A 24,870-nucleotide genomic window follows, 5' to 3' on the forward strand; every position below is an offset into this window, starting at 1 on the left:
TAGCCGATCGAGGCACCCAGCGACAATGGAGCACTCGCCGCCGCGCCAGCAACTGCACCGCCGGCCGCAGCCCCACTTCCCGTCACGCCCGCGCCCGCCCCGCCCAGCGCTTGCATCGTCGGCGCCGTCCCCGTGCCGCTCGTGTACACCGTCACCACCGCGACCACCACGACCGCGATGACCACCGCGATCACACTCGCTATGCCACCACACCCGCCTCCTCCCTTCGGTTGCGGCGGCGGCGGCGGATCCAGCATCGTCGGCGAGGCGTCCCCCACGCCCTGGCCCGCCTGGTACGGCTTGAAGGTCTGCGCCGTGTTGTGGATGTTGGTGACCTTGTTCGGAATCACCAGCGTCGTGTTCGGCTTCAGCGCTTCGTCCGCCGACAGTCCGTTGGCATCCGCCAGCACATACCACAGCGCCGCGTCGCCCCACACCGCCTGTGCCACCGAGCGCAGCGTGTCCCCGCCGCGCACCGTGTAGCTGCCCGGCGTCACCGCCGGGTAATTGCCCGTGATCGGCTGATAGTTCTCATCAAAATCCGCCGACATCACCGGCTTGAACCGCTTGTACGACTCCAGCTTGGATTCCGGCGCCGCCGTTATCCGTGCCAGTTCCTGCACGTAGTCCGCACGCTCCGATTCGTCCGTGCCCGCATTGCCGACGCGGTGGCCGTTTGCGTAGTAATACTGCCGGTAGCGATTCGACGTCGCGCTGACCACCTTGCCATCCTTTACCGTGACGCCAAGGTATTCCTGCCGGTTCAGCACCCGCCCGTCGCTGTCCGTGTCGTAGTCGAACTTGCGTCCGCCGTTGACGTCCACCGCACTCCTCAGGTGACCGTTGACGTCGTATTCGAACAGCGAACTGCTATCGGCCCAACCGGTACCCAGCTTGATCGTCTTCTGCTTTGCGCTGTCCCATTGCTCGTAGGTGTAGTTCAGCGTCTGCGTGCTGGCGCTGCCGCCCGCCACTGTCGTGCTGGTGGTAATCGACTGTACGCTCCCATCGGCGTTGTTGACGTATGTGGCATCGCTGCGGACTTCCTGGCTCTTGTCATTCAGGTGCCGCACCGCCTCGCTCGTCTGCGCGCCGTCCGCATCCCACGCGCGCGTGGTCGTCGAAGTCCACGCACCGGCCGTGTTCCACGTCTGATACACCCGCACGCGGCCCAGCGCGTCCAGCGTGCGCTCGCTCACCAGCTTTCCGTTGAGCATCACCTGCGTCAACCGGCCATTGCTGTCGTACTCGTAGCGTTCTGTGCGCTGGTCGCTCGCGTAGAACGCCGACTTGCGCTCCCCGGCCGCGTTGTAACCGAGCTCCACGCCGTCACCACTTGCCCCGCCGACGATCTTGCCGCCTTCCAGCTTGCCCATGGTCACTACGAAGCGGTTCTGCGCATCGTAGCGATACCAGTAGTTCTGCACCGAGGCTTTGCCCGCCACCGTGTCACGGTACGTTGCCACCATGCGCCGACGGTTGCCTACCGCGTCATATTCGTAATCCACCGTGTAGCGGCTCTTCTCGGGCGCGTCGCCAGGCTGGCCACTGTCCTTGATCCGCTTGATGCGATTCAGCGCGTCGTACTCGATGTAGGCATGCTGGAACACCCGGTTTCTGCCGGCGTCGTAGTAACCCTCGAAGGTGCGGTTGCCGTCTTCGTCATACTCATAGCTGGAGACAGTCTTGATGGCGAGATCCCGGACCGTCTTCGTCAGGCCGTTGGCGTAGTATTCGAAGGCGATGTTCTGCCCATTGCTGGATGTCTGCCCCGACACCAGACCCGCCCAGTTGTAGTTGTAGACGAACTTGCGGCCGCCGAGGTCGCTGTGCCAGCTTGTGCGGCCGTCGATGTCCTGCTGATCCACCAGCGTCCTGCCGTCCGCCTGGGTCGTGGTGATCTTCCAGCCGCCAACCTGCGCCCCGCCGGCGCCGAGAACGGTCTTGTCGTAGGCATAGCTATATTGCGTAGCCCGCCCGGCCGCGCTGACCTGCTTGATCACACGGCCGATTTCGTCATAGTAGGTACGCGTGCGGCCGCCCGAAGCATCCGTCGTGACAATGCGATTGCCGAGAGAATCGTACTGATACTGATCGACAAGGCGGCTGCCGTCGGCCTGCGCTGGACGTTCGACGCGAATCAGCCGATTATTGCTGTCGTAACGATAGTCTGTGCGACGACCCAGTTCATCGATCTCCGCGACACGATTGCCGAAGATGTCGTAACGCATCAGCCGCGTGCCACCGCCGGGCGCGCTCTCGTTGAGGCTACCCGCGTTCCATTGCTGGATCACAACCGGTTCAGGCATGCCGTAACTGAGCCGCCGCGTATTCACATACCCGTTCGCATCGCGCGTACCCACCGTCTGCGCGGCGCGATCCACGTAGTAGTACGTGGTGGGCGCCACGGTCTGCTTGACTCCGGCTTCGTTGGTGATCGAGGTCCGGGCGTCGACCTTGCGGATCAGCGCGCCCTGCGTGTTGTAGACAAACTGCGTTGTATTTCCGCGCCCATCGACTTCACTGATGACTTCGCCATATGCATTCCGCGTCTGCTTTCGATGGATCGTCACCCCCTTCTCGTACAAGCCCTCCAGGACATATTGCACCGATTGGTTCTTTCCGTTGGAGGCATCCCTGACATCCGGCTTGAACGTGCCGGTACTGCGGCCGAGATTGCTGGCGCCGGAAAATGCGTCGTAATAGTATTCATAGGTCCGGGCGGGATCGAGCAGGCTGGCATCCCATTTGAATGCGCCCGATGGCAGCGCATTCAGGAGCACCTTCGTGAAGTCGCGCTTGCCATCCGGGTCGGCGACCCGATAATAGAGTTCCAGCCGGGTGCTGCCGGCGAGTGGCGTGAAGGCCAGCACCGGCGGCCGCGTGCTCCCCGCTATCGTGATGCTGTTGGCCTGCCCCGTGGCACCCAGCGTCATGCGCCCCACACCGCGATTGACGACAAAGCCATCCTGGTCTCGAGCCACGTATTCGATCTCGTAGTCGTACAGCAGCGAGTTGTCCGGCACCAGAGCGCTCGCGTCCCAAGCCAGCGACGAACTGCCGGACGATGCGAGGGTCTGCCGTGAAAACGCGCCAGTCGATCCGGAGCGGCGATAGAGAATCTCGAGACTCTTCGTCTGCGTACTCAGGTTGCTGAAGACGACGCTGCTGGGCAGGCTCTTGACGTAGTTCAGCACCAGGTTCGGCGAGCCGCCAACGGTAAGCGTGCCTCGCATGGTGTCGAGCAGTGCGTTGTCGGCATTCTTGAGGTCGAAGATCACCTCGTAGTCACCGCTCGCCAGTCCCGATACATTCCAGCTGTATCCACTATTGATGTCCGGGACTGCCAGTGTCGTGGCGCTGTACGCGCCGGACGACCCGAGCGGCCGATAGCGGATGGCAACCTTCGCCGGCTTGACGCCGCCTGCCGTGCGCAAGTCATAGCATGTCAGAACCCCCGCATTGAATACGAAGCCTCCGGTCGCGGTGAGCTGATAACCAGTACCGCGCACGTTGTTGCCATGACTGACTTTCCTCAAAGTATTGGTCTGGCTGCCTGCGTCACGCGAAAGGTCATAGCGTGTAAAGCGCTCGAAGCCGCCGCCCGGCTTGGTGGAGACCAGGAGGATCTCGTAGTTGCCGGTCGCCAGGCCGTTCAGCTGGGCGTAGCTGTGTCCGTTGACAGATACCTTGGACAGCTTGGCGAAGGAACCCGTGGCGCCCTTTTGCCGATAGTAGACATCGGTGGCCTGGGCATTGTCGCTGGTGTGAAGCTGGAGCAGATTGGACACGCGGTCACCTGCCACCGCCGGCGTGTCAGTGGGGTAATACGTCGTGCTACGGGAATTGTTGGGGCCGTTCGCCGTCTCGATGAATTTGATGTTATCCGAGCGGAAGCTCATCACGCCCGGATCCGAGACTCCATTGGACTCGACATCGAAATAAATGGTGTACTGAAGTGAAAGTTTCTCGTAAAGCAGCGTCGTCCCGCCGCCATTGCTGCTCCAGTTCAACGGGATGTTAATCGCCGATCCCCCGGTGTATATCTGACTTACAGTCGACTCCGGCTTGTTCTGGCTATCGGAAAAGGGAGTATCCGAAAAAATCGGATTGGAACGCCAGCCGCTCCCCATGAAGCGATAACTCACCCTGACCGTCAGCTTGTCCGCCCCAAGAAACTCCTTGATCCGATCGGGAACCGTCACACGCATGGAATTTACCCAAGCGCGTTGTACGACATTGTTTTCCGACATGGTGTAGCCAACGTCAAACGACGTCGTCACACGCGGCTTGCTGCTGGCCGCAATATCGGAGAGATTATTCAGTTCCCGCAGGCTGCCGGTCGAACCTGCCTGCGAGGCCCCGATCTTCGCCGTGACATTGTCGAAACTCCCGGTGACCATGTTCACGTTGCGTGCCTGCAGCGTGGCACCGGTTCCCGACACATTCATCTGTGGCGTGATCCGCTCCAGTATCTGATTGCGCTTGTCATAGACCACGACGGTACGCATCACTTGCGGACTGGCCAGAATCTGGTCCAGCGACAGCGAGTTCAGATCCAGGGTCTGCGACTCGAACTCCGCCGTGGCGTTGCCCATGGCATCGTAAAGATAGACCTTGGTCACGCCCGCGCCGGCGTTGGTCCGCCACACGCGCCCCATCTGGTCGTATTCGCTGACCTTCTGCCACACGCCGGCCGCGTTGCCGCCGCCCACGCGCTGGCCGGTCATCTCGCCATAGAGGTTGTAGCGCGTCTCCGTGACTGGCTTGGTGCTCCATGTGTTGGCCGAGGCATTGAGCACGGCCATACGGCGGCTGGTCTCGCGGCCGGCAAGATCGTAGGCAATGCCGGTTTCTTCGAGCCATTTGGTGCCGTCGGCGTCCAGCCGTTCGGTGATGACGGCATTGACGTTGCCCGCGCGATCATAGCCATAGCGCACTACGTTGCCCTGAGGATCGACACGCCGGGCTAGGCGGCCCAGGGAGCCATAGGCATACAGGGTGATCTGGTCGTCGGCCTCCGAGCTGTTGTCCGCTCCCCGGCGAATCTCACGCACCACGTTGCCAAGGCCATCGTACTCATAGTCGGTGACCATCCGCACGCCGGTTGCCGCTTCGGTGTCGAACAGCGGCAACGTTTCCTTCACGCGACGGCCAATCGCATCGTAGGCCCAGTTGCTGCGGCTGGCATTGCCATCGGTCCGCCCGGTGACGTTGCCGAGGCCGTCATAGCTGTACCAGATGATTGCCGCTCCCTTGTTGGTACCGCTGAGCGCGCCGTTGGAGCCGACCGTCCAGTACTCCACGTTCTGGCGGCCTTCGCTGAGAACGCGGCCATTCTTGTCGTAGGTATACAACGTGATACGGTCCGCCCCGGCGATAGTCCACTGCTGAATGAGCGCCGCGCCATCGCTCTGGGTAGTGACGGGATTGCCAAATTGCGTGGCAAAGCGGGTCTCCCGCAAGGCGTTGCCGTTCGCGTCCCGCACATAGGCCACACCATAGCGCTCCGGGTCCACCGTGAGAATCAGTTCACCCGATCTGTTGTAGAAGGAGTAAGTCTCGCCGCCGTTGGCGTCTGTGACCAACACCGCGTTGCCGTTGGCATCGTATTGCGTGCGGGTAACGACGTCGGTCACGCCTTTCTGATAATTTCCACTGGCGGGATCGCGCCTGCCGAAGGTAATGCCTTTGACACGCGTCTCGATCTGCCGGTGGTTGGCATCATAGCTATAGAGAGTCGCCCTGGCGTTCGCAGTATTGACGGGCTGCGGCAAGGCACGATCCGCGGGCACTGCCACCGGGTCGCCATAGGTCCGCACGACGGTCACATCGCCGCTGCGGTTGTAGCTCCACTGCGTCAGTTGTCCCAATGCCGAGATCTCTGCGCTCTTTCTGCCGATCGCGTCATAGTACGAGGTGGTGACTCCACCGTCCTTGGCAGTGACCCGGATCAGGTTGCCGCGCGCGTCATAGGCACGCGATTCCGACAGCGTGGCAGGTGTCTCCGCATGTGTACTCAACGAATAAAGCGGCACCGCGCCGAACGTTCGCTTGATCTCGCGGTTCATGGCGTCGAACTGATATGTCGTCTTGCGCTGCTCCGGCAGCCCATCGGCTTCAACGACAAGCGTGCGATTACCACGCGCGTCATAACCGTAGCTATTGACAACGGCAACCGCGACGCCGGCCGCGTTGCGCGAGGTAATGGGCAAGGTTTCCCGGATCAACAACCCGCGCGCATCATATTGATAGCTGGTGACGCAACCGAGCTTGTTGCGATAGCTGACGCGGTTGCCGAAGCCGTCATAGCCGAAGCTCTCGTATTTCCCGAGCGCGTCGGTACTCCGGGTCAGCCGCCCGAACTGGTCTCGAACGAAACTGGTGGTAGCGTCCTGCTCGCTGGCAACAAGCAAATAGGGAGTCGTCGCCGTCTCGGCCGGCGCGGTGCGCATCTCTGGCGGTACAGCGGCGCTCACGCTGCCCACGACACGATTGACATGGCGCGTGACTGTGCCGACCTCTCCGAATACCGTGTAGGCGGTGGCCGTGACAAAACCCTCCGGATCCACCTGGAGGACATTATTGCCTTGCCGGTCGTAGTAGAAATATCCGGCGTTGCCCAATGGGTCCACCACCTTGACGGCGTTGCCGAAGGCGTTGTATTCGGTCCTGCGCGTGCCGCCGAGCGCATCCGTTTCCATCACGACATGGCCCAGCGCATCGTACTGGAAGCTGGTGGCATGACGGGAACGCAGCAGTTCCTTCTGTTGGGCGCTCAATGCGGTGGCAACGAGCACATTGCCATCGGCACCGACCATGCCCATCGCCTTGCGTTCGCCGAGCGCCCAGTTGCTGTTGGATTCGCTAAGCTCATGGCCGAGCGGATCGATGCGCCGGGTCAGACGTCCCAAGGCGTCATACTCATACAAGGTCGAAGAGGCTTCCGGCCTGCCATAGCCGAGCGTTTCATTGTAGAGCCGGCCCGCGCGATCGTAGCGCCGCAACGTCACTGACTCGTCCACCGTGCCAAAGGCCTCGAACGTTTTTGTCGCTTGCCCCAGTGCATCCCGTTCGAAGCGCGTGACCACCCCGCCTGCGTCGACCGATTCGAACAGCCTGCCGGCACGATCGTAGCGCGATTCGGTTAGCGCGGCGGATGCCGGTGGCTGCGACGCCAGCGCCGCCGCCAACGAAGCGGAGGTCGTGCCGTCCGACACCTTGACGGCGCTGGCGTAGCGGACTGTACGGACCGTCCGGCCAGCCTCGTCGCGATCGTACTGCGTGACGTATCCGGCAGCGTCCACCTCATACTTCAGCCGGTTGGCGGCATCGTAACGGCTCTGGCTGACCCGTGCATCGGCGCTGTTGCTGCCGGTTGCCAGCCACGCACGCATGGCGGCATCGCTCGGATTGTCTGAAGTGGCGTAGCGAGTCGCATAGGCCACCGTGGCGAGCAAACTGCCCGCCTTGTCATAGCGGTATTCGGTAACCTGCCCGCCGGTGATCTTGAAGGTCTGCCGGCCCGCTGCATCGAACACATAGCGCGTGACTCTATTGGTGAGAAGGGCGGAGAGCCCCTGCGCCGTGACTGCCGCCGCCACGGTTGCCGGCGTCAACACCTCGGGGGAAACGAGTTCGCCGCCATAGCGCGCATGCCAGACAACGTTGCCCCCCTTGTCATAGATCCGCTGTTCGACGTAGCCGCGGCCGTCGATGCTGTAGCGCAGCCGGCCATCCTTGTCGTACACCCAGCGCTCCACGCGGTCGGCACTCGTGTCTGGCGCGACGCGGCCCGCCACTTCTGTCGAACTCAACGTCAAGCCGAATCCGGATAGCGAAATGCGCCTGGCATAAGCGCTGCGGGTCGCGAGGCGACCCTCGGCATCGTATTCCTGCCGTAACACGCCGCCGGTGGCGTCAACCACATAGATCACGCGGCCTTCGCCGTCATGAACGTAGCGGGTCACGTTCCCGGCCGCATCGGTGCGCGCGGTCACATTGCCCGCGGCGTCGTAGGCATATCGCGTTACCAGGTTCAGTCCGGTCGGATCCACCGCGGACTCGATGCGCCGCCCCACGCCATCGTAGACATGGACCGTCGTGCGCGCCGCCGGGCTGCCGCTTCCCTCGACGATCCTGACCACATTGCCGGCGTCGTCATAGCTCATCGCCGTGGTGAGGGCGAGCGTGCCGGTACCCTGGTCCACCACGACCTTGACCGAACGGCCATTGGCGTCGTAGGTGGTTTCCGTCACCATGCCGCCCGGATCGGTCGCCCTCACCACGCGGCCGCTGCTGTCGTAGGCGTAGGTCGTAACCAGCGCCAGGCCGCCAGGATCGACAGTGCGCGTCAGCAGCCGGCTGGCCGCATCGTAGGCAAGCGCCACTTTGTTGCCATTCGGATCGATGCTCTCGGTCAACTGGCCCGCCCGGTCGTAGCGTTGGCTACTGACCAGATCGAGCGCGCCGGCAGCCTGTCTGGTGGTCAGCAGCCGACCGTCTGCGTCATAGCTGTACTCTGTCCGGTTGCCCAATGGGTCCTGCACCGCGATGGTCTGCCCGCGCGCGTTGCGCGTGGTAGTGGTGACCAGCCCTTCCGGCGTGGTCATCTTCAGCTCGCGCTCGAAGGCCGAATAGGCGTAGCGGGTAATGTTGCCGAGCCGGTCGGTCTGCGTCAGCACATTGCCGAATGCGTCATAACTCATGCCCGTCTGCTGGCCGAGCGCATCGGTGACGGCAATCACCCTGCCGTTCCGATCGTAGGCCTGCTTGCGCACCGCGCCGTTGGGCAAGGTGATCTGGGTGGCCCGGCCGAAGGCGTCATAGACGGTCCGGGTGGAGAGCTTCAGGCCACCCTCCGCCGCGTCCGCGGTACTGACGAGCAGCAGGCCGCGCCGGTCATACGCGCGCGTGGCCTGGCGGGATTGGCCTCCAACTGCCGGCGAGATCGTGCCGGCCAGTTCGCCGAAGGCGTTGTAGCTGAATCTGGTCGCCTTTGCAAGCGCATCGGTGGTCTGCTCGACGGCACCTTGCTTGCCGTAGGTGATCTTGTTGTTGGTGTACTTTCCGCCGGCAGCCTGAATCAGATCGGTAAAGCCGGTGGTTATCGCGCCACCAGTCAAAGCCGCCAGTCCGGCGGCGTCCAATCGGTTGATATAGATACGGGTCTCGATCAAGCGAGACAAGCCATCGTACAGATATCCGACGTGTTCTCCCGCGCCGTTGACCGTATAGGCCAATTGTCCGATGTTGTTGTAGTAGTACAGGGTACGGATACCGTTGGCATTCGTCGCCGAGATGCGGCGCCCCGCGATATCGTAGGCATAGGAAGTTGCCCAAGCGGACCATATGGCATCCTGATCTGCTTGTGGGGCGCCATTCCCAAGCGCGGCCAGTGCCGCGCTACCTTCGCCGAAGAGTTCCTGGACCACGCGGCCCTGGGCGTCGCGACGCCAGCGCACGGTCTGCCCGGCGACCGTCTCCGCGAGCTTGTTTCCGACCGCATCGTATGCCACCGTGTCGGACTCCGTCGCCCCACCGGCAAGATAGCGGGTAGTGGTCAGCAAGCGACCATCCGCGTCGTAGCTATACGCTGTCCGGCGCGGATTCGCTGGCATCTTCGCAAAGGCGGCCAGCGTGGCGGCGGGATCCACGGCCCAGCGCACCGCGCCGCCACGGCTTATCGTCTTGGCCCCGCCAACCGCGGTGACTGAGACGGCCAGCCCATCGAATGCGGCAGCGCCCACACCCTGGTCGAAAACCGAGGTATCGACCCCGGCCTCCAGAGAACGCGCGCCGAATTTGACGTTGCGCACCCAGACATTGCGATCCTCGGTGGCAGTCAACAGGTCGTTGGCGAACACCAGCGCAATCTCGTGCGTGGCGAACGGCACGACATCCGGCACGTTTACCGTGTAGTTCGCGGACTCGATGACATCAATGGTGAGCGTGGTGATTTTCTTGCCGTCCACCCATACCTCAAGTGTCGGCCACTCGCCATTGGCAACCGAGCCGCGCGCCTGAAAGGTCAGCGGTACCGTTTGCGGCGCGGTGAACTGTGCCGGATCGACGCGGCCGCCTTCCACCTTCCCGGCCAGCCTGCCAGTCTCGTCATAGCGATAACTGGTGAGGTAGCCTTCGCCATCCACGGCCGAGGTGAGATTGCCTCGCGCATCGTAGAAGAAGAACTGCCGGATATCCATCGCGCTCGCCGTGGCTTTCAGTCCCGCCAGGGTCTCCGCCGCGCGCTGGGCGCCGCCGATGGCCGTTGCGTAGGCTATGCTGTGTGTCCTGTTGCCCGCAGCATCGTAGCGATACTCGGTGAGGTAGCCTTCGGCATCGAGCTGGCCGGTGAGCTTGCCGTCGCCGTCATAGAACTGCCTGGTAAGCCTGTCGGCGGCATCCGCAACGGGGGTCGCCCGGGTGACAACCGGATCCGCGGCAAATGCCGCCATATCGATTTGCCGCGCATAGGCAAGCGTCGCCACGAGGCGCGAAGCACCGTCGTAGCGGTATTCCACCACCGATCCGGCTCCATCGACCGTCCTGTACAGGCGGCCGGCAGCATCATAGAATCGATAGTCCACGCGGTCCTGCGCGGACGCCGCCGGCCTGATGCTGGCGTTTTCGATCGTCAGCAGCGCACCGTCCTTGCGCTCGATGGGTTTCCCGCTGGTGGCGTCGAACAGCACCGCGCGCTGGGCAGTTGTCAGCCGCGTAGCGTAGTGGATCGTCCTGGCGAGATTGCCACTGCGATCGTAGACATACTCGGTGAACGCACCCTCCGAATTGATCTCTGCCGCCTTGCGACCCGCCTCGTCATACAGCACCTGGGAACGAGCCTTGCGTTCGTCGAGCACGATGCGAAGTCGCCCCAGGCCATCGTAGAACCGCCTGCTGACCGATGTCTGGACGCCTGCACCGGATTCCGTCAGCGACACGAGTTCGCCCGCCTGGTTGAACAGCGAGGTCCTGGCCAGCCCATTGGCCAGCGTCACCGTGGTCTTGCGGCCGGCGTCGTCATACTGGTACAGCGTCAACGCGCCGGTGGCGCTGGTGACATTCTGCAGCCTCCCCAGGCCATCGTAGACGAAGCGCTCGGATTGTCCCGATGCCGACGAGAGCGAACGGCGTTCAAGCAAGCGCCCCGCCTGGTCATAGACATACAGCGTGGTCACTGTTGCGCTGCCCGCGCTCGCGATGCCCACGCCGTCCGGCCGGACGGCGCCGTACTCAGTGACGCGCGCCACGTTGCCGCGAAAATCGTAGGCCGTATCGGTGCGGCGAGTCTGGTTGCCCGGCTGTGCGAGCGCCCATGCCTGCAACTGGCTCTCGCTCAGAACGGCATCGACCGGCAGCGTGGAGACGTCATAGCAGCGTGCCTGATACTGGATGGCGGTGACACGCTGCCCGAAACCGTCGTATCGGTATTCGCTGACGCGCCCCTCCGCGCTCAGCGCAAAGCGCAGGCGCGACTGCTTGTCGTAGACGTAGCGCACCGTCAGCGGCTTGCCGGGTTGACCCGCGCCCGCCCCATCCGGGTCCGGCACCAGGTACGTGGTCTCCGACATCAGCAGGTTTGCCTCGCCATAGCTACGACGAATCGTATTGCCGGCTTGGTCGCGCTGCACGGCGAGATTGCCGTTGTTGTCATACAGGTAACTGACCGTCCGGCCCAGTGCATCGGTAGCGGATGTCACGTTGCCGCGCGCATCGTAGGCGTAGCTGACGGTATCCGGCACACCGCCGGCGCCGGGTGTCCGAACCTGGGTCAGGCGACCCTGGGCATCATATGCCAGCGTGGTCTTCTGACCCAGATTGTCGACGACCTCGGTGGCCTTGCCATCCGCTCCGTAGGCAAAGGTAGTGCTACGCGCCGTGCCGTCCACGGTTTCGCGGATCGATCCCACCCGATAGATGCCACCCATCTCGACATAGGAGATTTCGAGCCGGGTACCGTCGGACTGCTCGGTCCGGTTGACTCTGCTGCTGGCCCCGTCATAGGCATAGGTCGTCCAGTATTCCTTGCCATCCGCCACGCTGTCGTCGTCCGGGCTCACGTCCACCCCAACCCGGCTCAGCCGGCCGCTGGCATCGTATTGATAGCGCACGATGGTGCGCACGGCCTGCGCACCGTCGGAACTCTTCGCCTCACTGCGCAAGCGAGTCAACAGCTTGCCCGTGTAGTCCAGGTAGATGCTCTCGCCGTTGGCGGTACGCACGCTGCCAAGATAGCCAGCCGCGTTATAGGCATAGCTCACGGTGTTGCCGCTGAGGTCGGCCCGCGACAACACGCGGCCGCCATTGCCGCCGTCGTAGACTTCCGTCACGCCATCGGCACCGCCCTTCCAGCGCCACTGCCTGGTGCTGGCATCGAACGTCAGCGTATCCCTCGCCCCCGCCATTTCGCTGGCCACGTAGCAGCCTTTGCCCGCATCCCAGCCATACAGGACCTCGGAGCCATCCCAATCGACGCGGCGCGCAACGCTGCCCGCCGTGCCGACCGCGCCGGACACCAGTCCCGCCACACGGAACTGGCCGGGTTGCCAGTTGTCGCCGTTGTCGTCATTCATCAGCCCCAGGCTGTTGTACGCCCGCGTCAGCTCCACGCCTGAGCCGACACCCATCAACGTCGCATCGAGATGCTTGATGTGCAGATTGCCGGTCTTCGCATTGACGTAAATCTTGTCGCCGCCGCGCCCAAGGGCGGCTTCGCCGAGCTGGCCGCGGCCCCCCAGCACGAAACTCGACCCTGTCCGAATTCCCAATCCGTTTCCCGTGACAATCGCAACCATCTTGGCATCCTGTAAGCGTGCCGACCGGCTCGGTCGTGAAAGCAGCGCGGGGCAATTTGCCTCACGCTTCTTCATTACTTATCCAGTCTTCGATGATCTTGTTTAGTGACCCGCCCATCCACGCCGTTCTCGCGCCAATGATGGATATGGAACCGTGGACGCCGGCACCGTTCTTGGGTACGCTGACTGCCTGCCTATTCACCGTCTGGACACCATGCAACACTCTCAACGTCTGCAGCGGCTTCTGGGTTTTCTCGAGAAAGATCCAACAAATCCCAATCTGCGCTTCGACACCGCACAGATGGCATTTTCAGAACAGGACTACTCGCTATGCCGCGCCCTGCTTGTCGCCGAGGACGCGCCACGGCCACCCGCACCTGCCATGACGCATCTGCTCGGTCAAACGCTGCTCGCAATTGGCGAACTGCAACAAGCCACAGCGCTGTTTCACATCCTGCTTGCCGGCGGGCAGGCTGACGTCGCCGTCCGCCATGACCTTGCCTATGCCCTGGCCTGTCAGCAGCAATATCAGGATGCGCTAGCAGCCTTGCCCGCTGATCTAGTGGGCAATTCCGCCAACGCTCAGCAATTGCGGCTCAGACTCCTGCATCGCACCGGCCAATTGGAGACAGCTCTGGCGGAAGGGGAGCAATGGCTGGCCGAGCAGACGCTGACGGCCGAGGGCGCTGGCGCACTGGCCCTGCTTTGTCTCGACATGGACCGCGGCAACGATGCCGCCCGTTTCGCCACGCTTGCCGGAAACAACGATGATGCGATGGTGGCGCGCGGTTGGCTGAATCTCGAGCAAGGGGAACTCGAGCAGGCCACGCCCGCATTCGAGGCGGCAAGACACATGACACCGCGCCATGGGCGCGCCTGGCTGGGCGCCGGACTGGTCTCGCTCGCCAGCAAGCGATATGCCGAGGCAGCACAGCAGCTCGATCGCGCCGCGGACCTGCTACCCAGACATGCCGGGTCATGGGTAGCCGCGGGATGGGCCCATTTGCTGGGCGGCAATCTCCCCACCGCACTGAACCGCCTCGGGCAGGCACTGGACATCGATCGGAATTTCCCCGAGGCGCATGGCAGCATGGCAGTGTGCCTGCTGCAAGACGGCCAGCGCGAACGGGCAGAACACCACGCGCGCGCCGGCAAGCGGCTGGGACCGACTAGCCTGTCGGTCCTGCTGGCCGAGAGCCTCCTGCTCCAGGCCGATGGCGACCGCGCGCGGGCTGAAGAGATCATCGCCCAGGCGCTCGACCAGCGCACAGCGCCTGGTGGCCCCACTGTGCTGCAGGCAGTGGCCCGGTACTCCGCGCGCGCCGACAAGCACTGATACTGGATACAGGCCGTCATCGCCGGCAACGCCGCGGACGCCGAACCGCTTCGGTGGTCTGCGTGCCCTCCCGCAGCGTCGAGGTTGTTGCATGCAAGGAAGGATCATGCAGTGATCCGCCTGCGCAGCGATGCGCGCCTGCCAGCGCGCATGCGCCCTGCAAGGGCGGGGCCGCAGACAGTACAAAGATACTTGCCGTGCCCCGCAACGACGCCAGGATCTTCTTGAAATGACTTCTAGGGCCGAGTCTCGGCAATGCGGCTGCGGATGCGTTGCGCATAGGCATCGCGCAACGCCGGGGTTTCCGAATGGTACGCGCCCACGGCCTGCCAACTGTTGCCGTGCTTGAGGATCTTGCCGCGCAGGTACCAGGCGGCCACATAGGCATTGATGCAGGCATCGAGCAGTGCGCCGCGCGAAATGCCATGGCGCGCCAGCATCGGGAGATGGACCGAATTGATACCCATCATACCGATATCGTCCGTGCCATTGGCGTTTCTGCTCTGAGTGCGCGGACGCATGCCGCTCTCCTGCATGGCAATCGCTCGCAATACCACGTCATTGACCTTGTGGTAGCGCGCCGCCTCGCCGAGACAGTCGTCCTCCGCCAAGGCCCTGCCGCAACCGCAAGCAAGAAAAACAAGCAGCACGCAAGCGCCTCGCCACACAGGATTCGCAAGGGTGATCATCATCGCCTGGCGAGGGTGTCCAGCACCGCCATGAATTCGTCCCAGAGCGCGGAATCGGCACGCAGCATGCCAGTCACCTGATCGACCACCTGCTGGAATTCGGCATCGTTGACGACTTCTGGCCCAAACTCCGCGCCGAGCATCTGCTCCACGGCAATGCGCCCGATTCCATAGGCATCTCCGCCAGCCTCTTGCACTGCGGCGGATGCCGCTCCGACAGCACCTGGCAAAGAAACCGCGCCGGATGGAGAGGCAGACGCCGCAGGGCCTGTGCCGGCGGGCCTTCGATCGCGCGCCTCCAGTTGGCGGCGGAGCTGGATGACCACTTGGTCCAGAATGGAAACAGGTTGCATGAGGGACAGTCGCTAGTGGCGGGTGGAATCCGCAGAATAGCGGGCCAGCATAAGACGGCGAAGTACGTCCTGATCCTGGTCGGGCTCCGGCATCTTGGCCTCCGCCGACCGCCCGGCGCGCTCCGCCTCCGAAGACAGCGAAGCAAGTACCGCGCGAAAATAGTCGTTCAGTTCCGGCAACTCGCGATTGCCACGCAGGCCACGCTCGATCAGCGCTGCAGCCTGGTCGAAACGATTCTCGGCAAGAGCCAGCATGCCATCGCGGAAGATCCGCATGCTGCTATCCGCTGGGAGCGGATCCAGCGCACGCCACGCCGCCGCAGCCGCTTCCGGTTGCGAGTCGAACATTTCGAGCAAGCCAAGGAAGAAGGCAGCAGGCGCAAAGCCAGGGGCCCTCTCCAGCGCCGTGCGGAACGACTGCCGCGCACCGTCGTGCAACCGCCCGGCGGCAAGCACCGCTCCTTTGAGAACCCACAGGCGATGATCGCCGGGCCACACGGCCAACGCCTCATCGATGCGCGTCAGGTCGTCAGCCTGCCCCGTGCGCAGGGCATTCACCAGGATATCCAGATCGGCGTCATCGCAGCATGCATTTTCCGAATCGTTCGTCATTCTTGCCACTCCTTGTCCGTTTCACCGTGCAGCCGCTTGCGCAACGACAGCAGAGCACTCCGATGCAGTTGCGAGATCCGGCCTTTCGTCACGCCCATGATATCGGCGATCTGATCAAAAACCAGGCCATGAAAGTAGTGATAGGTAATCACCTTGCGTTCCCGTTCGCCCAGACTGCGTACCGCGGCCTGCATCGAGGCGCGAGCCTGCCGCCATACCACCTTGCGGTAGCCGTGACAGGAAGTGTCCTGCGCGACATCCTGCGCATCGTACATTCCCGTATCTTCCAGCATGAAGCCAATCGCAGCCGCCACCGCCACCTCGCAAATGGTGGCGAACGCCTGCGGAAGCCTGCTGCGCACGGCTCTCCCGTCCGTCAACGACGCCAGCCGCTCGCTTCGCAGCCGCGCGCCAAGCATCGCCTGCTCGTGCCTGTCACTGACGGTCTCGATGCCATTCAACATGGCGCCCCGGATCCGTGGCGTGCTGAACGTCTTGAACGAGGCTCCCCGCGCTGGATCGAAACGGTCGATCGATTCGAGCAGGCCAACAATGGCAAACTGGCAGTAATCGCGGAACTCCGCATCATTGCCGAATCGATTGCGGTAGAGCTGCATGCTCAGCGCCCGGGCATAGGGAAGATAGTGCTGCAGCAGCGCCTCGCGGGCCGCGGCCCTGCCAGGAGCGCCATCCGGCACCTGGCGGAGCGTCTGCCAGAGCATTCCCTCTTCGGCATCAACCGCGGGCATGGCGGCGGAGTCTGCCGCGCCGGCCGACTCATACCCTTCAGTCATTTGAAGCTACCCAGTACACCGCGCAATACGAGGGCCCAGCCGTCGATCAGCACAAACATCAGGACCTTCAGCGGCAAAGCGATGGTCGACGGAGGAACCATCAACATACCCAGCGCGAGCAGAATGCTCGAGACCACCAGGTCGATCAGCAGGAACGGCAACAGCACCACGAAACCGATCTGAAATGCCACGCGCAATTCGTTCAGGATGAACGCCGGCGTCAGTTGCACCAGGCTGACGGCATCGGGCGACGGCGGCGGCGGCTGATGCGACAATTCGTACATCAGACGAAGGTCCTCCTGCCTCACTTGGCGCAGCATGAAGTCCCGCATCGGGGCGGCGGCACGCTCGAGCGCGACCGGCATTTCCATCTGACCCTGGAGGAATGGCTGCAGCGCATCCTGATTCACCGCGGCCACCGTAGGCATCATGGTGAAGAGCGTCAGGAACAATCCCAGGCTGATCAGCACCGCGGTAGGGGGTGTCTCTGGCATGCCAAAGGCATGGCGAATCATCGACAGGACGATGACAATGCGGGTAAAGGCCGTCATCGACACCACGACCGCCGGTCCCAGGCTAAGGAAGGTGAGCAGGATCGCCGTGCGCATCGGCCCCGACACAGCCTCACCGGCGCTTTGCGACATCTGAGCCGTCCGGCTCCCGAGCGCGGGCAGCAAAGCGCCGGTCCCGGCATGCGCCAAGCCGGCGAACAGCGCCAGCACCAACACCACGCCGAAGGCAGGCCAAACTGTGCGCCTCATGCCAACGGCTCCGCCGCGGCGACACCGGTCGGCGCCAACGTGCTGACCGATACGATCCCCCTTGCGTCCGCCGCGATCAGCAATGTGTGCGCCTGGCAACGAACCAGGTAGAGCGTTCCGTGCCTGCCCAGCGGCAACGACGCCAGCGACTGCAATTGAGCAGGCAGGCGCGCACCTGCCGAGCCCGCCTGCTTGCGCCGATGGAGCCACAGAATAACGGCCACGGCAAGCGCCAGGCAGAGCAAGAGGGAAATGCCCACCAGCGACAGATCGGGAAGCACGGGCGGAGGCGGCGCCAGATCAGGCCAGCCGCGAGCCGATGCCGGGGTCGATGCGGCGGGCATCAGCGCTTCTCCACAAGTTCCGTCAACTGAATACCGAAATGGTCGCCGATTGCCACCAATTGGCCGCGGGCAACCGTCTTACCGTTCAGGCGCAGCGCTACCGGCTCGTCGAGCGCCGCGTCCAATGTGAGTGCGATACCCTTTTCCAGCGCAAGCAGCGCCTCCACCGTCAACGTAGCGCTGCCCAGGTAGACCTCGAGATCGACGACGACATCCTTTACAAGTCGAAGATCGATCATGCCCCGCCCTTCCGGCGCCTGAGCGATAGCCGCTGTCTCGTCGAATTCCAGCGGTGTGATAGTGGCTTTCTGAATGCTCATGATGTGGCCTGCTGAAGTAAGTCGGCAGCACTCCCGCCCGCTGCGTCGAGTTGTAGCGCCAGGTGCCTCGCGTTGCGCCGAAGATGGCCGTGGGCAATGCACTCACTTGTGCCCGCGACGCGCAGCGCCGCCGGCGCGTCGAGCAGGCAATCGAGCTCGATCACATCGCCAGGCTCCATATCAGCGATCTGCGCCAGCGGCAGACGGACGCAAGCAAGCACGGCATCGAGCGCGATGGTGGTCCGCCCCAGCGCTTCCACCGGCGTGGCAAGCGCAGTCCTTCCCGAACGCTTCGACGGCGCCTCCGGAGCGGCAGGAAACATGGTCAAACCAAGTTGCGCACGGAGCAGACGCATCTCGCCCACCTCGACGGTCATCCTCACCCCGCCCTCCGGCACGCGCCGCGGCAAATCCGTGATCGCGCTTGCGGACGCCATGCCTCTGGACTCGAAAGAAAAAGCATCGGCAAGGCGCATGGCTAGGTCATCCATGACGACGGACTGCAGACCAGCCAGCAGCCGCACGCCAGTCGTTTCGGCTGGCTCGCCTGGCACAGGCATCTGCAATGCCCGCCGCGCCACGGCATGTCCCGCCGTGGCGCAGATCCGCATGGCGGCATCGCAGCGCGCCGAACATTCATCCAGTTCGACGCCGAGTGTGGCCGTGGGATCCATCCTGGCTATTTCGCCGAGCGTCGCCGGCAGGCCGAACCAGTTTTCTCCCCAAGCATGAACGACGGTCTCGGCACATGCATGGACCGCTGCCAGTTCGCGGCTGCCCAGCCATCTCCACGGTCTTGCCGCGGCGGTCATGTCTGGCCCCTGAGCTGGAACAACTGGAGCAGCATTTCGTTGGCAGTACTGATGACTTGTGACGATGCCTGGAAACCTCTTTGCACCAGGATCAATTGTCCGAACTCGGCGGACAGATCCACATTGGATGCCTCGATGACACCGGACTTCACGTGGCCCGCGGCATTGGAAGCACCCGACGAAAAGCGTGCCTGCATTCCCGAGGGTGCCTCGAACAGGCCTTTGTCGTGCTGGATCAAACGCTGACGATCCGAAAACTGCGCCAGCGCCACCAGGCCGAGCTTGCCTTCCTGGCCGTTGGAATATTGCAGCGTCAATTGGCCGGCATCATCCACCGAGAAGGCGGAGATCGTTCCGGCGGCGTATCCGTCATTGCCGGCCACCCGCAGCGTCGACGCCGTACCTGCCGAAAATCCTGTCACGCCACTGGAAAAATCGAGTTCCAGCGGCATCCGCGTGCCATCGTCAAAAGCGAGCATCGCCTGCAACTTTTCCTGGCCCGGCTGTGGCATGCCGCCGACGAATGGCAGCATGCCGGTATAGAGATTGCCTCCCTCTGCGGATTCCACCGCGACCTTCCACTGCGTCGCCGCTTCATCGTCATGGGTGAATCGTATCGTCAGAGCGCGAGCGTTCCCGTTGGCATCGAACACGCTGATGCTCTGCAGCATGTGATCTTCCGATCCACTCGACAAGTTGTCGGTGAATTTCAACGTGGTTGTCGTTCGCGGCGGGCTCCACTGCCGGCCTGCCACCGATGCGCCCTGCACCGTGCCGTCCGCTGCCAGGATCCCCAATTGCATGCCGGTATTGCTGTCCACGATACGGCCATCGTCAGCCACACGGAATTGTCCGGTCCGCGCATAGCGGGGACCTTCGCCCCCCAGCATGGTCAGAAAACCGGCGCCGGAAACGCCCAGATCCAGGGGACCGTCACTGTCGCGCAGATCGCCGGCGGCAAAATTCAGATAGCTCTGCAGATAGCTCACCCCGGAGCCGAAGCGAGGTTGCGCGTCCCTGAACCGGCCGGTCGCATCCGATGGCGTGCCGTAATAGAGATCGCTAAAACGTGGAATCGCGCCCTTGAAACCCGGCGTATTCATATTGGCAACGTTGTTGCTGATGGTCTGCAAGCCACGCGAGTACGTCTGCAAGCCCGACAGTCCGATTTGTACCGCATCCAGCATGATGTACTCCTGATGATTGACCGTCTTCCGATCCGGATCTAGCGAACCTGGGAGATCTGGGACAAGCCGATGTCGGTCAAGTAAGCGCCGTCGGCCGTCTGCACGGTAAGCGCGGGCTGGGTACCGGCAAAGCTGACCGCGGTGACTTTCCCGTCGATCAGGCCACTCTCGGATTGGAAACCGACTTCCTTGCCGAGCAGTCCGATGGTCTGGGTGGCCGATTGCAGAGACAGGAGGCTGTCCACCTTTTCGCTCAGTTGACGGGATTGCTCGAGGCTGGTGAATTGAGCCAGTTGCGAGATGAACTCGAAATTGTCGACTGGCTTGAGCGGATCCTGATACGTCAACTGCGTCAGGATGATCCTGAGCAGCGACTGCATATCCAGCCCAAGCGAATCGATGCGAGTATCGATGCCGCTGTTTATCGCGCCAATCGCCATGGAAATTCTCCTGAAGAAAAATCGATGAAGCTGCCATTGATGCACGCTTCGTCGAGGTGCACGCCATATCGCCCACACTCGGCGCGGACACGATCCCGCAAGCGCGTCGCATCAGCCGGCGCCAGCGGCGGTACCCGCACCAGCAGCCGCACGGTATCGCCCTGCCGAGCAACGGTGACTTGTGCCTCGGCAGTGCCATGCACCGCGAAAAGCCTTCGCGCTCGATGCTCCGCTGCCGACATAGACAAGGCCGCGCCGCATGCCCTGGACTGGGCTTGAGTATCGGAGCCGACGCCGCCCGGCTCGCGACGCAAGATCGGGAGTGCACATGGCAGCGCGAGAGGCAGTCCTCCGGACACACCGTGCAGTGCATCGCCCCGCGCCGCGCGCATGGTGCCGCCCGACGTGGACGGCATCGCTTTCCCGGCGTCGCGCGCGGACACGCGTATCCCGGGCATGAGCAACGGGATGTCCTGCTGCTGGTCAGGCACGCGCGGCGGGCTGCCCCGCTGCAACCGCGCAATACCAACAGCATGTGGGAACGGCAAGGTTCCACCCCCACTGCCGGGTCGTCTCGCTCCCCGCTGCGCATCCCACATGCGCTGCTCCATGCTATGCAGCAATTGCTGGAAATCTCCATGTGCGGATGTATCCCCCACGCGCCTTTCCAGGGGTATCACCTGCATCGTCGACGCGATTTTCATTCCTCCTCCTGCCGTGACGCCCATCGATCTTCAAGCCGCCGCTGAAGCGCCATGTCGTTCTGATGCCGCAATATCCTGCGGCCTTTCTTCTGCATCGTGCTAACCGCCTGCAGCCGCGCCTGGGCAGCAGCCAGTCCTGTCAGCGCAACCTGCAGACAGCGGCGCGCCTCGGCCTCGTCGGCAATCGCGCTGGCTTCACGGCTGCGTGAGCAGTCCAGGACAGCATTCCAGTTGCCCAGCGCCAGCGGATCGAGTTCTGCGCCCGGCAACACCCCTGCATGCCAGGCCGTGCCCTGGCGTGCCAGCTCGCCGCTGCATGCGAGCCTCCGTACCGTGGCACCCGCCAGATTCGACCGCGCTCCTCGTACCACAGCCTGGGCACGCTCGCGTTCCTGTTCGCGCAGCCGCATGATGGCGGCGAGTACCGGCAAAGCCTTCCATGCCTTCACCGCGCCCCCTTCAGCACGCGCATCAACGTCGCGCTCGCGGTGCTGGCCGGGACCGCCTCACCCAGATCCTGGCGCAGGAACTCGAGCAAAGCCGGGTACAGCTCGATTGCACGGTCGGTCAGGGAATCGCTGCCTGCCGCATAAGCACCGGATTCGACCAGCAGCTTCGCACCCTCGTAGCACGCCAGCAACGAGACAGCTTCCAGCCGCAAAGCGGTGTCCTGCGGCGTCTCCACTCGCTGTGCCGCCCGGCTGACGCTGCGCGTGATCTCGATGGCGGGATAGTGGCCTCGCTCGGCCAGATCGCGTGACAACACGATATGGCCGTCGAGCAGCGAGCGCATCGTCTCCGCCATCGGGTCGTCGATCTCGTCGGATTCCGCAAGGATCGTCATGATCGCCGTGATGGCGCCGCGTGCACGGAACACCCCGCAACGCTCCACCACCTTGGGCAGCAAGCCGAACACACTCGGTGGGTAAGCCCGTACCGTAGGCGGCTCGCCAGCCGACAAACCGATCTCCCGCAGCGCCATGGCGAAGCGCGTGATCGAGTCCACCAGGAACAGCACATGGGCACCTTGCTGCGACAGCGCTTCGGCGTGAGCCAATGCCGTCCACATGGCTCGCGCACGCAGCGCGGCGGAAAGATCGGAGGTGGCCAGCACCATTACCGAGCGCTGCCGCGTGGCTTCCGGCAATGCCTCGCGCCACAGTTCCTCGGCCTCCCGGCCACGCTCTCCGATCAAGCACAGCACGCAATGATCGGCCTCGACATGACGCGCCAGCCCACCCAGAAGCGAGGTCTTTCCCACCCCGCTACCAGCGAAAAGCCCAACCCGCTGCCCCTTGGCAAGCGGCAGCAGCGTATCCAGCGCGCGAATGCCGGTGTCAAGCCGGGCGCTCGGCGGCAAACGGTCGAGAGGGCCAGGTGGATAACCCGCCAAGGGCTGTAGCCGCGTGGCGCCGCCCACCGAACCAGCACCATCGATCGGCACGCCGAAGGGATCGAGAACACGCCCCAGAAAACCCTCGCCAACGCGCACGCCATGGCCGCCAAGGCTCTTGTGCACCCGGTCGCCAAGACGCACTGCGGCAGCCGATCCATAGGGTGCCAGCACAATGCGCCCTCGCTCGACGCCGATAACCTCGGCACGGATGCAGCCATCCTTGGCCCCAATCTCGCATACCGCGCCCAACGCCGACGGCGGGCCATCCGCCTCGATCGCGGTGGCACGCAGGCGAGTAACCAGGCCGAAGCGCGGCACGGGATCGAAGTCCCTCAGCGCGCGCAGCACGGGATGCACCGAGTCAGTCATTCGACACCTCGATGCACTTTCGCAACGCGGCCAGTTGCGAATCGATACCGGCATCCATGTGCTCGAACTCCGTGTGCAGCAGACAGGCGCCAGAGGGCAGATCGGGATCGATCCGCAGCGTCACGTACTGGCCGTCGGGAAGACTCGCGCGCAACAATGCTTCGTCGTGGAAATCCGCTGCGGAAATGTCGACCTCCAGCACCGCCTTGCGTCCCAGCAACGCCAGGCGGTGCCGCACAATCTCGGCCACCAGCGAGGCACGCTCGGCGGACGATCCAAGCATGCGCTCGAGCGCCGCTACCGCCACGGCTACCGCCATTGCATCCAGACTGGTCAATTTCGCCGCCAGTGTTTCGCGGGCCGCGGCTACGCCTTTGCCAATCAAGGCGATGCGCACGGCCTCATCCTGATCAGCCTGCTCCCGGCCAATGCGCATGCCCGCCGCAAGCCCCGCCTTCGACCCCTCGCCATAAGCCGCTTTTTCGCGAGCGGCAACCTCTTCCCGGCAGGCCGTCAGTTCATCCGCCAGCGTGGCCAACTCGATTTGCCGTGGATCCGGCCCGGCCCGGGGCCGCGCCAAGGCTCCGCCAACCGCCCCGGCATGCGCTACGCCCGTCGGTAAGTTTTCCGTCGCGGACGGCGTCACGCGCTTGCGGTCTTCCGCGATGGCCACATCGATTGCTTTATGCAGGCGTGTCACGATGGCCCCATGCGACGGCGGAAAAGGCGGCGCCACCAGGTTCCATCTTGCGGTCGGCCGGTTCCATCCGACCGTGCTGGCTCCGCTACAAGCTCACGCAACGCGAGATCCCGCAGTTGTTGCGCCAATGCAGCACGTGTGGCGCGCGTCATCGCCACCTCCGAAGACGGTGCATGCTGGCACACCCCATCGCCTTCTGCCGGATGCGACAGCGCCATGGCGGCGCATGACTGCAGCCAGGGCGGCAAGCCTTGCACCAATGCACGCACCTGCGACAGATCCGCCCCACGCGGATCGATGACGTCTTGCGCGGCAGCGGCGTCCGGCTCGCGCCTCCTTGCAGTCTCCGCGGCGTCGTCGCCATGCACCTTGGCCAGCAGCGGTGCAAGGATGTGGCGTTCCTCTGCCGTCAACGCCCCCAAGACGGCCTCGCTGTCCTCGGCCGACAGTTCGGCGAGCCTGGCCACCGCACGGCGCAGGGAGCGCGCCTTTTCATGCGGCAGCATCGTCGCTCCCGCTGGCAAGCAATTCACGCAGACGCCGCACGTGCTCCTCGCGTTGCTGCATGGTCAGCCGCGGCTGGCGCGGAGCGCGCCTGAGAAAATGCCGCAGGCCGGCATAGAGCCCTGCGCAGATCAGGACAGCCAGCGCCGCCAAGCCGGAGGCATGGACCATCAGGTTTTCGATATTCCTGTCCGCCGTCTCCTTTTGGGGAGGCGTTCGCGGTGCGGCGCCGCCATGCCGCATATCGGCGATGTCATCCGATGCGCTCGCATGCTCGCCAGACAGTCGCTCATGCGCGTCGACAGTAACCACATCGCCGCGCCGTGAATCCAGCCCCGCAGCGACTGTCACCAGGTTGCGAACGCGCTCCTGCTCCGCGGGCTCCAGCGCGCGTTCCACCAGTATCCCGACAGACAGGCGCCGCAGCGCTCCCGGTGCGCTGACCGTTTCCTCCAACCGGCGTGCCGTCTTCTCTTCCTGCGAGGATTGGAATACCGGCAGAGGTGCGCGCCGTGCCCCCCCAATATCGCTGCCTGCAGCTTCGCCGACGCCGGCTGGCAAAGGCAGCGGCTCGCTCCGGTCCGCCTCGCCATCCCTCCAGCGGCCCTGCGGGACCCTCACCTGCTCGTCGCGGCTCAGGCGACGACTGTCTGGGTCCAGTTCCGCGTTGACGGCGACTACGAACGGCGCAGGACGAGCCAGTGGCTCGATCTGCGCCCGGATCTTGCGCGCATAGTACTGTTCCAACGCCA

General features: G+C 63.8%; 18 protein-coding genes. 1 reads left to right on the forward strand and 17 read right to left on the reverse strand.

From position 1 onward, the window contains the following. On the reverse strand, nucleotides 1-12,872 hold a 12,872-nt coding region (locus tag K206_RS39355; protein ID WP_155888236.1), incomplete at its 3' end, for a carbohydrate-binding domain-containing protein. Between the two features lie 79 nt (nucleotides 12,873-12,951). Here K206_RS39355 and K206_RS41870 point away from each other — a divergent pair. Continuing rightward, the gene (locus K206_RS41870; RefSeq protein ID WP_081651516.1) at nucleotides 12,952-14,133 is read left to right on the forward strand and encodes a tetratricopeptide repeat protein; all 1,182 of its coding nucleotides are present in this window, start codon (nucleotides 12,952-12,954) and stop codon (nucleotides 14,131-14,133) included. A 236-nt stretch (nucleotides 14,134-14,369) separates the two neighbouring features. On the opposite strand, the gene K206_RS0126505 is transcribed toward K206_RS41870, so the two are convergent. The 16 genes from K206_RS0126505 to K206_RS0126570 all read right to left on the reverse strand — a co-directional run. After that, the gene (locus K206_RS0126505; RefSeq protein ID WP_231401685.1) at nucleotides 14,370-14,825 is read right to left on the reverse strand and encodes a lytic transglycosylase domain-containing protein; all 456 of its coding nucleotides are present in this window, start codon (nucleotides 14,823-14,825) and stop codon (nucleotides 14,370-14,372) included. Beyond that, nucleotides 14,822-15,175 carry a hypothetical protein gene (locus tag K206_RS43120; protein WP_155888238.1) on the reverse strand — a complete coding sequence of 118 codons (354 nt, stop codon included), beginning with the start codon at nucleotides 15,173-15,175 and terminating at the stop codon, nucleotides 14,822-14,824. The genes K206_RS0126505 and K206_RS43120 overlap by 4 nt, the downstream gene beginning before the upstream one ends. Before the next feature lie 12 nt (nucleotides 15,176-15,187). After that, the gene (locus K206_RS0126515) at nucleotides 15,188-15,787 is read right to left on the reverse strand and encodes a hypothetical protein (protein ID WP_020205402.1); all 600 of its coding nucleotides are present in this window, start codon (nucleotides 15,785-15,787) and stop codon (nucleotides 15,188-15,190) included. Continuing rightward, a complete protein-coding gene (locus tag K206_RS0126520; RefSeq protein ID WP_020205403.1) occupies nucleotides 15,784-16,581 on the reverse strand; it encodes a sigma-70 family RNA polymerase sigma factor in 798 nt (265 codons plus the stop codon). Before K206_RS0126520 ends, K206_RS0126515 begins: the two co-directional genes overlap by 4 nt. After that, nucleotides 16,578-17,342, reverse strand: coding sequence for a flagellar type III secretion system pore protein FliP (fliP, locus tag K206_RS0126525; protein ID WP_020423924.1), 765 nt, complete (start codon nucleotides 17,340-17,342; stop codon nucleotides 16,578-16,580). The genes K206_RS0126520 and fliP overlap by 4 nt, the downstream gene beginning before the upstream one ends. Beyond that, nucleotides 17,339-17,686, reverse strand: coding sequence for a flagellar biosynthetic protein FliO (locus tag K206_RS0126530; protein WP_020423925.1), 348 nt, complete (start codon nucleotides 17,684-17,686; stop codon nucleotides 17,339-17,341). Before K206_RS0126530 ends, fliP begins: the two co-directional genes overlap by 4 nt. Continuing rightward, the gene (locus K206_RS0126535; RefSeq protein WP_020205406.1) at nucleotides 17,686-18,006 is read right to left on the reverse strand and encodes a FliM/FliN family flagellar motor switch protein; all 321 of its coding nucleotides are present in this window, start codon (nucleotides 18,004-18,006) and stop codon (nucleotides 17,686-17,688) included. Before K206_RS0126535 ends, K206_RS0126530 begins: the two co-directional genes overlap by 1 nt. Beyond that, a complete protein-coding gene (locus K206_RS0126540) occupies nucleotides 18,003-18,818 on the reverse strand; it encodes a FliM/FliN family flagellar motor C-terminal domain-containing protein (RefSeq protein ID WP_081651518.1) in 816 nt (271 codons plus the stop codon). The genes K206_RS0126535 and K206_RS0126540 overlap by 4 nt, the downstream gene beginning before the upstream one ends. After that, nucleotides 18,815-20,005: a flagellar hook-basal body complex protein gene (locus K206_RS0126545; RefSeq protein WP_020205408.1), complete on the reverse strand. Its 1,191-nt coding sequence runs from the start codon at nucleotides 20,003-20,005 to the stop codon at nucleotides 18,815-18,817. Before K206_RS0126545 ends, K206_RS0126540 begins: the two co-directional genes overlap by 4 nt. A 38-nt stretch (nucleotides 20,006-20,043) precedes the next feature. Further along, complete coding sequence (locus tag K206_RS0126550; RefSeq protein ID WP_020205409.1) at nucleotides 20,044-20,445, reverse strand: flagellar hook assembly protein FlgD; 402 nt, start codon at nucleotides 20,443-20,445, stop codon at nucleotides 20,044-20,046. Further along, entirely contained in the window at nucleotides 20,427-21,149 is a 723-nt protein-coding gene (locus K206_RS43125; protein WP_155888240.1) for a hypothetical protein, read from the reverse strand. Before K206_RS43125 ends, K206_RS0126550 begins: the two co-directional genes overlap by 19 nt. After that, nucleotides 21,146-21,580, reverse strand: a complete 435-nt coding sequence (locus K206_RS43130) for a hypothetical protein (RefSeq protein WP_155888242.1) — start codon at nucleotides 21,578-21,580, stop codon at nucleotides 21,146-21,148. The genes K206_RS43125 and K206_RS43130 overlap by 4 nt, the downstream gene beginning before the upstream one ends. A 14-nt stretch (nucleotides 21,581-21,594) precedes the next feature. Next, on the reverse strand, nucleotides 21,595-22,914 hold the full coding sequence (locus K206_RS0126560) for a FliI/YscN family ATPase (RefSeq protein ID WP_020205410.1): 1,320 nt from the start codon (nucleotides 22,912-22,914) through the stop codon (nucleotides 21,595-21,597). Then, a complete protein-coding gene (locus K206_RS0126565) occupies nucleotides 22,907-23,614 on the reverse strand; it encodes a hypothetical protein (protein WP_155888246.1) in 708 nt (235 codons plus the stop codon). The genes K206_RS0126560 and K206_RS0126565 overlap by 8 nt, the downstream gene beginning before the upstream one ends. Beyond that, on the reverse strand, nucleotides 23,611-24,120 hold the full coding sequence (locus tag K206_RS43135) for a hypothetical protein (RefSeq protein ID WP_155888248.1): 510 nt from the start codon (nucleotides 24,118-24,120) through the stop codon (nucleotides 23,611-23,613). Before K206_RS43135 ends, K206_RS0126565 begins: the two co-directional genes overlap by 4 nt. Next, the coding region (locus K206_RS0126570; RefSeq protein ID WP_020205412.1) for a flagellar M-ring protein FliF C-terminal domain-containing protein at nucleotides 24,107-24,870 on the reverse strand (764 nt) is incomplete at its 5' end. The genes K206_RS43135 and K206_RS0126570, both read right to left, overlap by 14 nt.

This window comes from Cupriavidus sp. WS, from assembly GCF_000395345.1.
In the GTDB taxonomy this organism is placed as follows: Bacteria; Pseudomonadota; Gammaproteobacteria; order Burkholderiales; family Burkholderiaceae; genus Cupriavidus; species Cupriavidus basilensis_B.

Excerpts from the sequence above, each read along its gene's own strand:
- K206_RS0126505 (WP_231401685.1), bottom strand. The coding sequence starts at position 14,825 with ATGATGATCACCCTTGCGAATCCTGTGTGGCGAGGCGCTTGCGTGCTG.
- K206_RS43120 (WP_155888238.1), bottom strand. The coding sequence starts at position 15,175 with ATGCAACCTGTTTCCATTCTGGACCAAGTGGTCATCCAGCTCCGCCGC.
- K206_RS0126515 (WP_020205402.1), bottom strand. The coding sequence starts at position 15,787 with ATGACGAACGATTCGGAAAATGCATGCTGCGATGACGCCGATCTGGAT.
- K206_RS0126520 (WP_020205403.1), bottom strand. The coding sequence starts at position 16,581 with ATGACTGAAGGGTATGAGTCGGCCGGCGCGGCAGACTCCGCCGCCATG.
- fliP (WP_020423924.1), bottom strand. The coding sequence starts at position 17,342 with ATGAGGCGCACAGTTTGGCCTGCCTTCGGCGTGGTGTTGGTGCTGGCG.
- K206_RS0126530 (WP_020423925.1), bottom strand. The coding sequence starts at position 17,686 with ATGCCCGCCGCATCGACCCCGGCATCGGCTCGCGGCTGGCCTGATCTG.
- K206_RS0126535 (WP_020205406.1), bottom strand. The coding sequence starts at position 18,006 with ATGAGCATTCAGAAAGCCACTATCACACCGCTGGAATTCGACGAGACA.
- K206_RS0126540 (WP_081651518.1), bottom strand. The coding sequence starts at position 18,818 with ATGACCGCCGCGGCAAGACCGTGGAGATGGCTGGGCAGCCGCGAACTG.
- K206_RS0126545 (WP_020205408.1), bottom strand. The coding sequence starts at position 20,005 with ATGCTGGATGCGGTACAAATCGGACTGTCGGGCTTGCAGACGTACTCG.
- K206_RS0126550 (WP_020205409.1), bottom strand. The coding sequence starts at position 20,445 with ATGGCGATTGGCGCGATAAACAGCGGCATCGATACTCGCATCGATTCG.
- K206_RS43125 (WP_155888240.1), bottom strand. The coding sequence starts at position 21,149 with ATGAAAATCGCGTCGACGATGCAGGTGATACCCCTGGAAAGGCGCGTG.
- K206_RS0126560 (WP_020205410.1), bottom strand. The coding sequence starts at position 22,914 with ATGACTGACTCGGTGCATCCCGTGCTGCGCGCGCTGAGGGACTTCGAT.
- K206_RS43135 (WP_155888248.1), bottom strand. The coding sequence starts at position 24,120 with ATGCTGCCGCATGAAAAGGCGCGCTCCCTGCGCCGTGCGGTGGCCAGG.